Here is a 13,687-nt window from a genome sequence, read left to right on the forward strand (position 1 = left end):
ACCTCACGCGCGCATGGGCATGAACCTTGGTTCTTCAACCCTGATCGCGTTCTCCCTAAACATCGTCTCGAATTTTATCTTCTGCTCGAACAGCGAGCCCTCCAGCAGGCCGCGCATCTGCCACTGTGCGACGGGGACTATACAGAATATCTGAGCCCTGCCTTCAAGCAAGTTTACAGCATGGCTGACCAGCCATTCCAGTCCCGCGCCCTCTATATGGCGGAAGATTATCTCGAAGCAGCCCGCCCGCCTGGAGACCGAGACCCGCAGGTAACCCTCGAGCGCGCTTTCCCTGTACACGACGAACTCCGTGCGGCGCTCAAACCACGAGCAGCGCCCCGACCTGTCCTGCCATTCTCCAAACGTTAACCCCTCCGCGCTCTTGACGGCGGGCGATGACACGGCGTTGTACAGGCTGTAAAGGGGGTTCTCCTCTCCCTCTGACAGAACGCGTATCGCGTACCGCTCCGGCGCCTGCACAGGACCGGGCACGGAACTGCCTACAAATTTATATATGTAGCAAGTATTATAAGAGCTGAACCCGGCGCGCCTGGCGACATCGATCAAGTTGCCGTTAACGGATAGGTTGATGAAAAGCTTGCGCACGCCCCGCTTCCCCGCCGCGGCGCTCACGTATTCCAGAAGGGCCTGGCAGTTCCTCTCGTCGCTCACCTGCAGATAGTCCACGTACCATATGCTCGACGACCTGTTGCTTTTAACCGATATCAGGCTGTCGATGCGTCCGTCCTCATCCGTGACCCAGGTGCGGCGCCGACCCTTGCCGGGAAGCCAGTGCTCCAGGAAGACCTCCGGCGAGAAGAATCCGCCCCTGCCCGGCACCTCGCGGGAGATGGCCTCGTTGGGACGCTCGAGCGGGGACGGGAACAGGCAGGACAGAACATCGGTACGATATATCGCTCGTATCATCGCTTCACGCTATTACGAACTATATCCAGAAAATAGTCATGTAATCGCAGATCACCGGTGAGCTCGGGGTGAAAGGACAGCGCTATCATATTGCCCTGTCTTGCCGCTACTGCGGTGCCGTCGGCCAGACGCGCCAGCACCTCGACGCCGGGGCCGGTTCGTTCGATGAACGGCGCCCGGATGAACACCCCGTGGTATGTTTCCTCCCCGATCGCAGGGATCGACAAGTCGGCCTCGAAACTGTCTATCTGCCTGCCGAAACCGTTGCGGCGGACATCTATGTCCATCACATCGAGCGCAGGGGCACCTAAATCGGCGGCCCCGCGGGACATGACTATCATTCCGGCGCAGGTTCCCATAACGGGAAGTCCGCTTCTTATGAGCTTTCGCAGCGGAGCGGTCAGGCCGTAATCCCTCATCAACCTCGCCATCGTAGTGCTCTCACCGCCGGGTATGACGAGCCCGCTGAGACCATCGAGCCCTTCCTGCAAACGCACCTCGCAGGGCTCAACCTTCAGGCGACTCAAGCAGGCGATATGCTCTTCGAAAGCCCCCTGAAGGGACAGCACCCCGATTTTGATTACTTTATCTTTCGGCAAAGGGCTCAAATTCTTATTACCGTCTCGATGGAATCGCTACCAGCCCCTGGTCGAAAGGAGGCTGTCCTCCGCTATTTTACCGATTTCCAGTCCGGGCATGGCTTCGCCCAGCCCTTTAGATACTTCGGCGATTATCTTCGCGTCCTGGAAATGGGTGGTAGCTTTTACTATGGCCTTGGCCCTTGCCTCGGGGTTGCTTGATTTGAATATCCCTGAGCCGACGAACACGCCCTCCGCCCCGAGCTGCATCATCAACGCCGCATCCGCAGGGGTCGCTATGCCGCCGGCGGCGAAATTCACGACCGGGAGTTTGCCTTCTTCCCTGACCTCCGTCACGAGAGACAGCGGCACCCTCATCGACTCCGCCTCCATCACAAGTTCATCTCTGGCCATATCCTTCAATCTGATGATGCCGTCCGTGACCGCCCGCATATGCCGCACCGCCTCCACGATGTTCCCTGTGCCAGCCTCGCCCTTGGTCCTTATCATGGCCGCGCCCTCGTTGATGCGGCGCAGGGCCTCGCCCAGTTCGCGGCACCCGCACACGAAAGGAACTTTGAAGTGATGCTTCCAGACGTGGTTACTCTCGTCAGCGGGCGTAAGCACCTCGGATTCGTCTATATAATCGACGCCGAGCGCCTCCAGCACCTGCGCCTCAACGAAATGCCCGATGCGGCACTTGGCCATCACCGGTATCGAGACCGCCTTCATTATGGCTTCTATAACCTGCGGATCGGACATGCGGGCCACGCCGCCCGCAGCTCGGATATCGGCGGGCACGCGCTCCAGCGCCATCACGGCGCAGGCCCCGGCCTCCTCGGCTATCTTTGCATGCTCCGGAGTCACGACGTCCATGATCACGCCGCCCTTGAGCATCCGGGCCAGGCCCGTCTTTACCTTCCAGGTTCCTTTTTCTGAATTGTTTTCCTTAGCTTTCACAAGGATATTCTACTATCAGGGATAGCGTAATGCAAATATCTCGGCATCAATTCAATAGATATCGAAAACAGATCGGCGAAAAAGAGGTGTCCTTCCGCGGAAGGGCTGGGGGAATCGGGGGTGTTGTAAGGGCTTGATTAATCAAGCCCTTACGTCTAAATCCCCCTTTATAAAAGGGGGACTAAGGGGGATTTGGGGTAAAGGGGGTTGATTAAGATTTTTTCAGCAGTCTCGAGAAAGGTAATACGCTATCCGATGTTCCACACAATCCTTTCAACATTCCGGGTTTGGAGGAAAGGCGATTATAAACTGTCTCTACTATACACACGCCCCTTTTTAAAGAAACATCAATTACTTGATTAATGCATAAAACGGAGAAATTTGCCGCTTACCATATTGACAAGTCATTGTAGACATGTGGTTTAATATGGGCAGCAAAAATATAAAAAGGGAGAAAGGAGCTGGCATGAGGATGAAGAGGTTCTCTTTGTTATTGCTTACGCTTGTTATGGTAGCAAGCTTTGCCGTAGTAGGCTGCGGCGGAGGCGGCAACGGGGAGCCGACGCCTACCGCAACCGCTACATCCACCTCGGAACCTACTGCTACGGCAACCGCCACTCAAACGTCTGAGAGCGGATATTGGGAGATAGACTATAAGGCGGTCGAGGGCTCCTACATAGTGCTGAACTACTCCGCCGCAGGCATAACCCCGGTGAAGAAAGTAATAGAATTCGACGAGTCCTTCGGGATCAGGTTCACCATGCAGATAAGTAAAACGGTTGTTGACGGCAAACGTGAGGTCACAATACAGGCAGCTGACTGGGTGTTCCCCGAGTTCGAAGTAGAAAGCATCATGACCGGAATTGACATGGACCTGCTTATGCCTCTGGATGAAGATGCCACGGGTTGGCTGTATGTAGAGGACGGCGCCGGTGATGTTGATATGAGTTCTGAAAGCACAGCCGGCGAAGAACCTATACAGGTGGATACCACCGGCGATGGAACCATGGACCCGGCAGGTTCAATGCTGATACCGCTGGTCCTTCTCGGCGTTTTTGACACATCGGTAGGCCAGGAAGGAGAGCTTCCCTTTGGCCTTATCTTCACTACAGGCCACAGTGACAGTATTGTTCACATAACAATGAATAAGAAGATGGATGGTGCGACTATTGAGAGCGACGGCGTCCCGTTTGAGAAGGACGGTGGTGTAGCTGATTATGTAGGCACTGCGGGTACCATCACAACCACAGGCACCGGCGAGTGTCTGGGGATAAGACTGGTGGGCGTCCGCATCGACTTCCAGACGGAGATCAAGCTGGTTATAGAGCCGGTCGACTAAACTAATCTGAGCTAATTTTGGTTTAAAACCGCCTCATCTATTATACGATGAGGCGGTTTTTTTATTGCTCTTGGGAGGCCGATTCACATACATCCAACTGATCGTTATCCATTCGTGCGCATTGACAAAGGAATAAAATTAATGCTTAACTAAACACACGATTTCACAAGAGGAGGCAGGATGAGGAGAAAGACTGTTCAACTGGTGCTGGCAATCGTTGTACTAACAAGTATAGCTATAGCCGGGTGCGGCGGCAGCGGCGGCGAAGCGGAGTTCGAGCTTTCCAGCCTGATAATCGCTCCCCCTTCCCCATTTGTTAATCAGGATATAATTGTATCTGTAGATATAACTAATACAGGCGAGGCAAGCGGAGATTACACGGCTATCCTCGTGATTAACAGTGACGCGATCGAGAGCAGGGAAATATCACTGGAACCGGATGAGAAACGAACGGTAACATTCACCTATACGCCTACGGTCGCCGGCTCATACTATATCAACATTGGAGGACTAAACGGCATACTGCAAGTACAGAATGAACCTGCAGGTTACTGGTCAACAAACTATAAAGTTACGGGCGGCAAGGTTGTACTCCTCTTTTCCTTATTCGGCGCAACGCCTGAACTCAGGGAAGTATCTTTATCCGAACCACACATCGGAACATTTACACTTTTGGTCAACATGAACTCAGACAACGGGAAACGTGAGGTTATAATTCCAAAAGACTCATGGTATTTCGAGCCCATCTTTGTGGAGAACTGCGTTACAGGCGTGGATATGACTGTAGATATTAGCTTGAGCGGCGACGGCTCAGGCTGGCTTTACACACAGGATAGTGTTGGAGATGTGGATGTAAGTTCGGAGAGTGTATCGGGAAGAGAGCCTGTCCAGGTGAATATTGTCGGTGACGGCACTATGGATTCCGCGGGGTCTATGCTCCTGAACATGCCGCTGCACGGATTTGCTGCGACAACGGCGGGACAGAGTGTAAACTTGCCGTTTGATCTGATATTTACTACAGGCAATATTTACAATAACGTATCCAGGCCCGGCAAAGGCATAGACGGCGCAGAGATGGAAAGCAGCGGCATTCCATTCACTGAAGACGGAGGGCCGTCTCCCTACGTTGGAACAAGCGGAACGATTACTACGACGGGCACGGGAGACTGCCTCAATTTGAAGTTGGCGGGATTTGAGACCGATTTTCAAGCGGAGATATACCTGGAATTGACGCCTGAATAACAAAATTACATCCTGAGAATAAAAAACCCTCCGCAAAACCGCGGAGGGTTTTTTAATTAACTTACATAATAAATAGTGCCTCTGCATAAATAAACCAATTTTTAAATTTTAATGCATAAACTATTGCTAAAATATTTATTATATAGTAAAATAACATACTATTAGGTAATTTTACCCATCATATTTGCCAGAAGCGAAGGAGGAATGCATCCGTGAAAGAGTTGCAGGAAGCAGTGGTTGTTGAGGCGGTTCGTACGCCCGTAGCAAAAGCCAATTGGAAACATAAGGGAACGGAAGGCGCATTCAGTGATGTATCATCTCATATTTTAATAAACTCCGTAGTGACCGCGCTGGTTGACCGTATAAAGCAAAAGAGCCCTAAATTCAATCCATCCGAGATCGAGGACTGCGCGGTCGGCTGCCACTCCGCCATCGGCGAACAAAGCGTTATCGGCAGGATGGCGGTTTTAATTTCCAACCTGCCGGAAGAAGTCTCCGGATGGACGGTGACCAGGTACGGATGTGAAGGCCTCCAGGCCATAATGTCCCAGGCGCAGGCTATAATGAGCGGCTGCGGCGATATCATGATAGCCGCGGGTGTGGAAAACATGAGCAGATATCCCCTGATGTCCCCCCTTGAGGCCGCGCTTAAGAGCGGCTACCCCATGAAGCCGCACCCCAACTTTGAGAAAAGGGGCGGATTCGTCATGATGGGCACTGCCGCCGAGATGATAGGCAACAAGTACAATATCCACAGGGAAGAGATGGATCGCTTCAGCCTGGCAAGCCACCAGAAGGCGGTCAAATCAATAAGAGAGACCAAGTGGTATGAAAAGAGGGTGGTGCCTATACACATCTCCCCTAATGGACACGCGGGCAGAACGGTGATATGCGACGAGGCGCCAAGGTCTCTGGCCATCGATGACCCGGAAACGGCCTGGCAGATGATGGAAGAGTTGCAGCCGCGTTTCAAGGACGGCGGGGAGATAACCGCGGCCAGTTCTGCGACCATGGCTGACGGCGCAGCAGCGGTCATGCTTATGTCAAAACAGAAGGCCAGCGAACTGGGTCTTCAGCCTATGGCCACTATACGTTCCATGGCCGTGGCCGGCAGCGACCCGCACTACCACCTGCTGGCGCCTATACCCGCAGCCAAGAAAGCCCTTAAACGCGCCGGAATCGAGATGGAAGATATCCAGGTGTTGGAAATACTTGAATCCTTCGCCGCGTCCGTACTCGCTTTCTGCAAGGAATTTGGCATCGCCTACGACGACCCGAGGCTGAATCCGACAGGCGGAGCCATCGCGCTGGGCAACCCGATAGGTTCCGGCGGCGTGCTGTACTTCACCGAGATGGTGCACTGGATGGTGCGCAACAACCTCAGGTGGGGACTGGAGTGTATCTCTGGCGTACACGGGGTCGGGGCCGCCGCCGTGGTGGAACGAGAAAGTTAATAGAAATAATCGACATATTCGGGGGTTGCGCTGGCGAGACAGGCAGCCCCTTTATTTTTTACTAATGAATCGATGAGACGAATTATCGACTATTGAAGCTTTACGCCTGTGATGTTACAATCATTTGCTGTGGGCCGCTAGCTCAGTTGGCAGAGCACCGCCCTTTTAAGGCGGGTGTCGGGGGTTCGAGCCCCCCGCGGCTCACCAAGTATTTCTGAAGCGATACAGCAGACTAACCGCAGAGCAACCTCACCGTGGCGATATTCCCCGGCATTAACAGATGTACGACGCCGTTTTCGACATCCAGTCGATTCAGATCACGCTCCCTTGCATCACACAGATACGCATCGACGGCCGTTCGATCCCGCATGCTTATCGCCACCTGCTTTCCGGTTCCCGCATATGTTATCAGACGCACGATAATGCCCTCGCCGCGCGAGGCGGGCTTTACGGCGGCGACAGTGACATCTTCACGGTCAGTCGTCATAAGTCCGTTCACCTGCGCCCGCAGCGAATTCATGTCATCGTCATTCGACACGCCTTGTGCCATCGACAGAACATCGATTCCGTTCTCGCGCCAATCGCCCGATACCGTGAAAAGCAGCGCGTACTCGAAAATGTAGCTGGAACGCTCGTGCCCGGTAGCCGGCATGGCGGGGATCGGTATCAGGCCGTACATCTTCTCACGCACAGCGTTGCGCAGCGCTATAACCTCCACACGTCCCGTCTCATCGCACGATACCGCCCCGGGCAGTGCCGGCAGCAAGGCGACACCGCTATCCGACACGCGGTCGCGCACGTGGACAAAGCGCTGCATCAGCCAAAAAGTGGGATCATACCATTTCTTAAGAGGACGATCTACGACACCGCCGGGAACATCCATCGTCAGCGAATCGGGTGAGAGGCCCGTGTCAAACCTGACGCAGGCCGTACGCTTCTCGGCAGCCCGGCCCTCTACACTCATCCGTATCACGGGCGAATCCTTGAGAAATAACATGCGGCGGCGGATGCTTTGTCCATCTAGATCGACCACGCAGGAAACATCCAACATGCCGTTATGCTCGCGGACATCGAGTTGTGTCGCGCTCCGGCTGGCCTTGCCGACTTCCTTGAACAAGCCGCCCCAGAACTCGTGCCCCATGCGCCACAGCCCGCCGCGGTCATTGTAGCTGATCAGGTCGTTCGAGGGGCCGGCAAGCAGCGGCCTCTGCGTATCCGGATGCCATGCGTCAACGATGCAGCCGCCCGCGTTTTCATCGAGTCTTACGACGTAATGTTTAGTGCGGATATCGAGGATACCGCCGTCCCTGATGTATTCAGGCAGCGACCCGCCCGCGATGGAAAACGTCGAGGACTGCTCCCCCGCCAACTTAGCGATAGCAGCCTTTGCTACACTAGCGACGTCACGGAGCCACGGCACCTGCTCGGCCTCGACGGTGGAATCGGGCGAAGTGCCCGTGATGAAATCGTGATGGTTGGAAGCAGCGATATGCCACCACGAAGCGTGCAGGTCGGATTCGATTGTATCGACCGCGCCGGCGTTACGCGGCAGCAGCGCCGCACCCTCGGCCAGACAGAGCATGTCGGCAGCATCATGGCAACGCTTCTTCAGCGTAGGCCGCGAAGAATAGAAACCCATCCAGTATGGATTCGGATCGAAATCTAATACGGGAAGGCGATCCCTGCAGCAATCGACCAGCGATAAATAGTCATCGAGCCCGGCGTTCAGCGCCCAGGTGCCCGTCGACGGGTAGTGCGCACGGTTGTAACGGTCGAGCAACGATACCAGCCCCGGGATCGGGCCTACGAAATCGCCGCCTACCGGGCAGCACAGATACGGAGTGCGGCCGCATGCGGAGAGGCGGGCGGCAAATCTGCCGATCTTGGATGCGACATTGCGGTCGGAACGATCGGGGAACGCCGTGGGGAAGATGTAGACGCGGGCCACCCCGCGATAGGACAGCATGTCCCCCTGCGAGTAGGTGAAAGCGTTCCAGTGGCACAGCACCTCGCTGCCGTCCGGACCGCGCCAGACGAAATCCAGCGTGCGCTCTTTGTTCATCAGCAGGTCGGCGCTGGAGCCGGGCCGCGGGAAATGCCCCGGAAGCTCTATATCGGCTCCCGGATAGAACATTCCGTCGATGCGCGTGACGGCTGCCATATCGAATCCGGCAGAACGGAGCAGTGAAGGCAACGCGGGCGAGTGCCCGAAGCTGTCCGGGAAATATGCCAGCTTCGGCTCCTGCGTCATGCCGTTCGTGCGCAGCCATTCCTGCCCCAGCAGGAAATCCCGCAGCAGGGCTTCGGTGCGGGGTATCATTGTATCGGCGGTGGTAACCCCGCTGTTGGTCAAGCGCAGGCGTCCCTCATTGACCAGCTTAACGATCGCCTCACGCTTATCCGGACAGTTGTCCCAGTACATACGCAGGAAGAACATGCACTCCACGGAGTAAATGCGGCTAGGCTCTTTCTGCAACTCCTCAAGCGCGCTATCCAGACTGCGCCGCACCAGCCGCTTGAAATACGTCCCCGATGTGAAGCGCCAGTTCGGGTCCCAGTGGCTGGACTCGGGGAAGAATATGACTTTCTCGGCGTCGGGCGGTATGCCGAGCCTGCGTCTCAGCGAAGCTTCGCGCTCTCCCGGGAGGTGTTGTCGAGTTTTTACTTCAGGCGGCATAGAATTTTTCTAAAAACAATACAATCGAATTTCCACATTATACACGCTATTTTTAAAAGGTGACACCCCCGATTCGTATCTGCTATTCTGAATCATCCTTCGTAAGGAAGAGGAATCTCGACGGGATATTTCAGCGTACGCCTCCGCACGACAAGCTGCGAAATAATCCCGCTACACTCGACAAAGTGCTTCCACTGAGGCTACAATTGTGCTATCATTCATTTTCCTCCAATAGATTCACGGCAGACAAATTATGGATAGAAAAACAAAAATAGTTTGCACAATAGGGCCTGCCAGCAGGTCACGTAAGACCATTGAGAAACTGGCGAAGGCCGGCATGAATATGGCCCGCATCAATCTCTCGCACGGGACGCTCGAAGAGCATGCCAAGGCCATCGGCGAGATCCGCAACGTGGCGCGCGAGTTGAGACTCCCCATCGCCGTTCTGCTGGACCTACCCGGCCCCAAGATAAGGACCGGCGCCCTGAAGAACGGCATGGTAACACTCAAAGAGAATAGCTCCTTCGCCCTGGTCAAGGAGAAAATAAAGGGCGATGAAACAAGGGTATCCGTGAACTCCCCGACCTTCTTTAAGGATGTCAGGGCGGGAAAATCGATCTTCGTGAACGACGGCGCTATCGAATTGAAGGTCGTGTCCGCTAACGCGAATAAGATACAGTGTAAGGTCATCGTGGGCGGAGAACTGACCGAGAACAAGGGCGTGAACCTGCCGGGCGTGAAGCTCAATTTGCCCTCGACCGTAAGCGCGAACCAGGAGCAGATGGCTTTCGGTGTGGAACATGGCGTTGATTTCTTCGCCGTCTCCTTCGTGTGCTCGCCCTCCGATATCGCGGAGCGCAGGCGCTTCCTGCACCGGATGGGTGTTAACGTCCCTCTCATCGCAAAGATCGAGAAACCTGAGGCCATAAAGAAGATCGACAGCATAATACGCGAGGCCGACGGCATCATGGTAGCGCGCGGCGATCTGGGTATCGAAATGCCTCTTGAGGAGGTGCCGGTAATCCAGAAATCGATAGTCCGCAAATGCAACAACATGGGTAAACCGGTGATCGTAGCCACACAGATGCTCGAAAGCATGATAGTTTCATCCCGGCCCACGCGCGCCGAGGTCAGCGATGTGGCCAACGCCATATTCGACGGCGCCGATGCGGTCATGCTCTCCGGCGAGACGGCGGTAGGCAAATACCCGGTCCAGGCCGCGGAGATGATGTCCAAAATAGCCGCCGAGACCGAGTGCGCTCTGCCGTACGAGCAGATACTGACGGAGAAGCGCAAACACGCCCAGGCCCAGACCGATGACGCAATAAGCTATGCCGCATGCGCCATATCGCAGCAGATCGGCGCAAAATGCATCGTGGCTTATACGCGCAGTGGCAGCACTGCTCTGCGCGTGTCGAAATACAAGCCGAAAGCTACGATACTGGCCATCACACCGGATGAGCGCACGTTCAGGAGACTGGCCCTGAGTTGGGGCATAGAGCCGTACTTGGACAGGGCGGCCAGGAACGTAGATGCGATGTTCCTTCAAGCGGCCAGGCTCTCGGTGAGCACCGGGCTGGCCAAAAGCGGAGACTTTATCGCCGTGACCGCCGGCATTCCCACGGGTGTTCCCGGCAGCACCAACATGATAAAGGTGCACCGGATCGAATGAAAAGAGGCTCTGGAGAAATTCTCCTGACGGGGTTGCGGGGTTGTAGGGGCAGACCTGTGTGTCTGCCCACAGCGGGCGAACACATAGGTTCGCCCCTACCCGGCGATCAACGTAAGGGGATACAGGGGGTTGATCCCCGGATTTTTTAAATAGGGAGCGACATGAGAGTTCTAGCCATAAACTGCGGAAGCTCAACAATTAAATTCGACCTTTTCCATTTCAGCGACAAACCGAACGGCATAGACCGGCGCATAGCCCACGGCATCGCGGCCGGCATCGGCTTTGGCGGGGCCATCAGCTTCACATCCTCATCGGACGTGCAGATCATAAAAAAAGTGAAACTGACCGATCACAGCGACGCCACGAAAAAGGTGATGTACCTGATGGCGCAGAACGGACTCACGACCTCCGGAAAACCCACCGCCATCGGACACAGGGTGGTGCACGGAGGAAACCGTTTCATAGATCCCGTACTCATCGACGACGATGTGATTAAGGCGATAGAGGATGTGAGCAGTCTGGCGCCCCTGCACAACGAGCCTTCGCTGATTACGATGAAGGCCATGAGGGCAAGAGTAAATCCCGCCGTCCCTCATGTAGCGGTCTTCGATACGGCCTTTCACCGCTCAATGCCGGAGCGCGCCTGGCGCTACGCCATACCGTATGACCTGGCGGACAGGCACGGCATACGGCGATACGGGTTCCACGGCCTGGCCCATCGCTACATGAGCGAGCGCTACGCCGCCATCGCGGGCATGCCGCCGGAATCGCTGAAGCTGATAACGCTCCAGCTGGGCAACGGCTGCTCGGCGGCGGCCATACAGGGAGGACGCCCCATCGATACCTCCATGGGATTCACCCCGCTGGAGGGTCTGGTCATGGGTACTCGCAGCGGAGATATAGACCCGTCGCTGGTTAACTATATAGCGCGATGCGAGAATATCAGCTGCGACCAGGTGGAGGATTTGCTCAACAAGAAGTCCGGCCTGCTTGGCATCTCAGGCAAATGGCGCGACATGCGCGAACTGCTGAGGGACGAGGAAAAAGGAGTCGCCGCCGCGGCTCTGGCCATCGACATCTTCTGTTACCGTGTGCGCAAGTACATCGGCTCCTACCTGGCCGCACTGGGCGGGGCCGACGCGGTAATCTTCGGGGGCGGCATCGGCGAGTTCGCGCTCTCGGTCAGGGCGCGCATCCTGGAAGGAATGGAATGGTGCGGACTGAAGCTCGACAATAAAAGCAATGAGGAAGCGGTCGCCGTAGAACGGTGCATCAGCGCCGGCGGTTCCGATATCAAGGCATTTGTTATTCCCGTCGACGAGGCATCAGTCATCGCCCGCGACACGATGGACTGTATAAAGCGAACAGCAGATGAGAAGTGAATATGTATAAACGGATATTGTTTCTTGACAGCAGGCTACCGTAGCAGAGGAGGATAGAATGAGCGCTGTAGGCAAAGGAAAGATACTTCTCATAGAAGATGATAGCGGATTCAGACGCACGTATACAGATGTGCTTGTGGCTGAGGGGTATACGGTGGTTACCGCCGAGGACGGCGAGCAGGGGCTGGCCATGGTCAGAACTGAAAAGCCCGATGTGGTTTTGCTGGACCTTATACTGCCCAAGCTCCCCGGATTCGAGGTGCTGAAGAGCATCCGGGCTGACGACGAGATCAAGGACACCATAGTTCTCATAATGTCCGTGCTGGGAGAACAGACTCAAATAAAAAAAGGCCTGGAGTTGGGCGCTAACGACTACACGGTTAAGGGTTTTTATAAACCAAATGAAATATTAGGGAAGCTCCAGACATTGCTTACACAGCCCGGCGCAAAACAGCAGGCCGACGTGTATAATCTCTTCGTCAAGGACAACAGGGGCGACGTGTCAAAGCTACGCGGTAATGTAGGCTGGTCCAAGCCGTTCACATGTGCGGTCTGTAATGAGGAGATGCAGCTGGTTCTTACCCCGGATTATGCGCGCTCCGACGCGCATTGGTTCTCCGCACATTTTTCATGCCCGGTATGCGGAAGGAAATTCTAACGCAGAGGCGTTTTCACTATAAAGTAACGGATAAAGCTGCCCTAAAAATCTGCCTGTTTATCTTCGCAAAGGAGGAGAAATGAGCTCCACCGGTAACTATAAGATACTCTTAATAGAAGACGACAGCGCATTAAGACAAACTTATTCAGATATGCTTGTGGCTGAGGGGTATACGGTGGTTACCGCCGAAGATGGCGAGCAGGGTTTGGCCATGGTAAGAATCGAAAAGCCCGATGTTGTCCTGCTGGACATTATCCTGCCAAAGCTCCCGGGGTTTGAAGTGCTGAAGAGCATCCGGGATGACGCCGGGACAAAGGATACGATTATTCTCGTCCTTTCGGTGATGGGAGAACAGAGGCATATACAAAAAGCCATAGACCTGGGGGCCAACGGCTACGCGATTAAAGGCTCCAATACACCTAGTGAAGTTCTGGAAAAAATACGGACATTGCTTGCGCCGCCGGAGATAAAGGAGCAAGTAAAGGAAGAAGTAAAGGAATATGCTAAGTCCTACAATGTCTTTGTTAAAGGAGATAGGGGTGATATGCTGGAGCTTGCGAAAGATATCGGCACTACCAGGCTGCTGGTATGCAAGTCCTGCGGGAGGGAGAGGCAGTTGGTTCTTACTCCGGATACTTCTCGCTCCGACGGGCACTGGTTCTCTGCGCATTTCGCCTGTCTCAATTGCGGCGAGGTGTTTTAAGAATTAGAGAGGTGCAGGATATGAATCTCCTGACGGGGGAACTGGGGATGTCCCGTAGGGGCGCCGCTTGCTGCGCCCTTCTATCGGGCAGGGCA

The 13,687-nt window shown here is 55.0% G+C and carries 11 protein-coding genes and 1 tRNA gene; 8 read left to right on the top strand and 4 right to left on the bottom strand.

The features are described from left to right. Positions 1-3: 3 nt before the first annotated feature. Genes WC562_07095 through pdxS form a run of 3 tightly spaced genes read right to left on the bottom strand, consistent with a single transcriptional unit; the run spans position 4 to position 2,465 of the window. A complete protein-coding gene (locus WC562_07095) occupies positions 4-927 on the bottom strand; it encodes a hypothetical protein (protein MFA5055916.1) in 924 nt (307 codons plus the stop codon). Further along, positions 924-1,508, bottom strand: coding sequence for a pyridoxal 5'-phosphate synthase glutaminase subunit PdxT (pdxT, locus tag WC562_07100; GenBank protein ID MFA5055917.1), 585 nt, complete (start codon positions 1,506-1,508; stop codon positions 924-926). Before pdxT ends, WC562_07095 begins: the two co-directional genes overlap by 4 nt. 54 nt (positions 1,509-1,562) lie before the next feature. Continuing rightward, positions 1,563-2,465 carry a pyridoxal 5'-phosphate synthase lyase subunit PdxS gene (gene pdxS / locus WC562_07105; GenBank protein MFA5055918.1) on the bottom strand — a complete coding sequence of 301 codons (903 nt, stop codon included), beginning with the start codon at positions 2,463-2,465 and terminating at the stop codon, positions 1,563-1,565. A gap of 427 nt (positions 2,466-2,892) precedes the next feature. Between pdxS and WC562_07110 the strand changes: the two genes are divergently transcribed. From WC562_07110 to WC562_07125, 4 genes are all read left to right on the top strand, one after another. Further along, on the top strand, positions 2,893-3,804 hold the full coding sequence (locus WC562_07110) for a hypothetical protein (GenBank protein ID MFA5055919.1): 912 nt from the start codon (positions 2,893-2,895) through the stop codon (positions 3,802-3,804). A gap of 180 nt (positions 3,805-3,984) precedes the next feature. Next, a complete protein-coding gene (locus tag WC562_07115; GenBank protein MFA5055920.1) occupies positions 3,985-5,046 on the top strand; it encodes a CARDB domain-containing protein in 1,062 nt (353 codons plus the stop codon). A gap of 212 nt (positions 5,047-5,258) precedes the next feature. Beyond that, on the top strand, positions 5,259-6,500 hold the full coding sequence (locus WC562_07120) for a thiolase family protein (protein ID MFA5055921.1): 1,242 nt from the start codon (positions 5,259-5,261) through the stop codon (positions 6,498-6,500). 131 nt (positions 6,501-6,631) lie between these two features. Next, a tRNA-Lys gene (locus tag WC562_07125) sits at positions 6,632-6,707 on the top strand. Between the two features lie 25 nt (positions 6,708-6,732). Here WC562_07125 and WC562_07130 read toward each other — a convergent pair. Continuing rightward, entirely contained in the window at positions 6,733-9,177 is a 2,445-nt protein-coding gene (locus WC562_07130; GenBank protein MFA5055922.1) for a hypothetical protein, read from the bottom strand. A 253-nt stretch (positions 9,178-9,430) separates the two neighbouring features. On the opposite strand from WC562_07130, the gene pyk reads away from it, so the two are divergent. From pyk to WC562_07150, 4 genes are all read left to right on the top strand, one after another. Next, positions 9,431-10,849 carry a pyruvate kinase gene (pyk, locus tag WC562_07135; protein ID MFA5055923.1) on the top strand — a complete coding sequence of 473 codons (1,419 nt, stop codon included), beginning with the start codon at positions 9,431-9,433 and terminating at the stop codon, positions 10,847-10,849. Between the two features lie 161 nt (positions 10,850-11,010). Next, positions 11,011-12,231 (top strand): acetate kinase, encoded by a 1,221-nt coding sequence (locus tag WC562_07140; GenBank protein ID MFA5055924.1) that lies wholly within the window; start codon positions 11,011-11,013, stop codon positions 12,229-12,231. A 58-nt stretch (positions 12,232-12,289) separates the two neighbouring features. Beyond that, positions 12,290-12,889 (top strand): response regulator, encoded by a 600-nt coding sequence (locus tag WC562_07145; protein ID MFA5055925.1) that lies wholly within the window; start codon positions 12,290-12,292, stop codon positions 12,887-12,889. A gap of 79 nt (positions 12,890-12,968) precedes the next feature. Further along, positions 12,969-13,592, top strand: a complete 624-nt coding sequence (locus WC562_07150; protein MFA5055926.1) for a response regulator transcription factor — start codon at positions 12,969-12,971, stop codon at positions 13,590-13,592. Positions 13,593-13,687: the final 95 nt, after the last annotated feature.

This window comes from Dehalococcoidia bacterium, assembly GCA_041649635.1.
Lineage (GTDB): Bacteria > Chloroflexota > Dehalococcoidia > E44-bin15 > E44-bin15 > JAYEHL01.

Bases quoted from the DNA above. Each gene is read 5' to 3' on its own strand.
- WC562_07095 (MFA5055916.1), bottom strand. From the start codon at position 927: ATGATACGAGCGATATATCGTACCGATGTTCTGTCCTGCCTGTTCCCG.
- WC562_07110 (MFA5055919.1), top strand. From the start codon at position 2,893: ATGGGCAGCAAAAATATAAAAAGGGAGAAAGGAGCTGGCATGAGGATG.
- WC562_07115 (MFA5055920.1), top strand. From the start codon at position 3,985: ATGAGGAGAAAGACTGTTCAACTGGTGCTGGCAATCGTTGTACTAACA.
- WC562_07130 (MFA5055922.1), bottom strand. From the start codon at position 9,177: ATGCCGCCTGAAGTAAAAACTCGACAACACCTCCCGGGAGAGCGCGAA.
- pyk (MFA5055923.1), top strand. From the start codon at position 9,431: ATGGATAGAAAAACAAAAATAGTTTGCACAATAGGGCCTGCCAGCAGG.
- WC562_07140 (MFA5055924.1), top strand. From the start codon at position 11,011: ATGAGAGTTCTAGCCATAAACTGCGGAAGCTCAACAATTAAATTCGAC.
- WC562_07145 (MFA5055925.1), top strand. From the start codon at position 12,290: ATGAGCGCTGTAGGCAAAGGAAAGATACTTCTCATAGAAGATGATAGC.
- WC562_07150 (MFA5055926.1), top strand. From the start codon at position 12,969: ATGAGCTCCACCGGTAACTATAAGATACTCTTAATAGAAGACGACAGC.